The sequence below is a fragment of the Allobosea rubneri genome, from assembly GCF_032464875.1.
Classification (GTDB): domain Bacteria; phylum Pseudomonadota; class Alphaproteobacteria; order Rhizobiales; family Beijerinckiaceae; genus Allobosea; species Allobosea rubneri.
In genome coordinates, this window is the sequence record NZ_JAWDID010000122.1 from 1 (window position 1) to 1,535 (window position 1,535).

The 1,535-nt window shown below is 66.1% G+C and carries 1 protein-coding gene; it reads left to right on the forward strand.

Translation table 11 applies throughout. The features are described from left to right. Positions 1–156 precede the first annotated feature (156 nt). A partial coding sequence (locus RKE40_RS29540; protein ID WP_316021719.1) for an aspartate-alanine antiporter-like transporter occupies positions 157–1,535 on the forward strand: 1,379 nt, incomplete at its 3' end.

Here is a 1,535-nt window from a genome sequence, read left to right on the forward strand (position 1 = left end):
TACGAGAAGGCCAGAGGCCTGAAACTGCTCAAGGTCGACCGAGTCGGCGGCAAGAAGAGCGGCGGCCAGGAGACGGCCCGAAAGAAAACGCGGGCGACCTAGCGCCCGCCTTTGCCTGCCTAACGCGAGGCCGCCTCGCCAGATCAGGAGAGTCTCATGTTCGACTGGTTCGCCAGTACCCTGCGCAGCTACCCTGAGATCGCACTCTTCCTGTCGCTGGCCATCGGCTATTATGTCGGCGGCTTCGCCTATAAGGGCTTCAGCCTCGGCGCGGTGACCTCGACGCTGATCGCCGCCGTCGTCATCGGCCAGCTCGGCATCACGGTCTCGCCCAACGTCAAATCGACCTTCTTCCTGATCTTCCTGTTCGCGGTCGGCTACGGCGTCGGGCCGCAATTCGTACGCGGCATCGCCAAGGACGGCGCGCCGCAGGCGATCTTCGCGGTCGTCGTCACCGTGTTCTGCCTGGCGATTCCGGTCATCATCGCCAAGATCGCCGGCTACCACCCCGGCTACGCCGCCGGCCTCTATGCGGGCTCGCAGACCATCTCGGCCTCGATGGGCCTGGCGACGGATGCGATCAACCGGCTCGGCCTCTCTCCCGAGCAGACCAAGGAGTATCTCGACGCGATGCCGGTCGCCTACGCGGTGACCTACATCTTCGGCACCGTCGGCTCGGCGGTCGTTCTCGCCCTGCTCGGCCCGAAGCTGCTCAACATCGATCTCGTCAAGGCCTGCAAGGACTATGAGGACCGGCTCGGCGGCGACAAGGAGCTCGGCGGGCCGGGCTCGGTCTGGCGGCGTTTCGAATTGCGTGCCTTCAGGCTGCGCGCCGGCGCCAGGGTAGCCGGCATGCGCGCGGCAGAGGCAGAGGCGCTCATTCCCGATGCCCGCGTCTTCGTCGAGCGTATCCGCCGCGACGGCGTCATATCGGACGCCACAGCCGACACGGTTCTCAAGGAAGGCGACATCCTGGCGATCGCAGGACCACGCGAAGTGCTCGTCAACCTGATCGGCCAAAATGCCGAGGAGGTCGAGGATCCCGAGCTGCTCGACGTCAAGGCGGAAGGCGTCGACGTCTACGTCACCAGCAAGGAAGCCAACGGCAAGACGCTGGCCGAGCTCTCGCAGCTGCCTTCGGCCCGCGGCGTCTTCCTGCGCAAGATCGTGCGCGGCGCCACGGCGGTAAGCATCCCGATCCATGCCAACACCGTGATCCATCGCGGCGACATCCTGACCATTGTCGGTCGCACCCAGGACATCGCCGCCGTCGCCAAGGTCATCGGCCATCCCGACCGGCCGAGCGATGTCGCCGACGTCGCCTTCATCTGCGGCGCCATCGTGCTCGGCGCGCTGATCGGCGCGCTCGTCTTCAAGGTCGGCGGCGTGCCGCTGACGCTGTCGACGGCTGGCGGCGCATTGATCTCCGGCCTGGTCTTCGGCTGGCTGCGCTCGGTTCATCCGACCTTCGGCCGCATCCCAAGCTCGACCGTCTGGTTCATGAATTCGGTCGGCCTGAACATGTTCATCGCGGT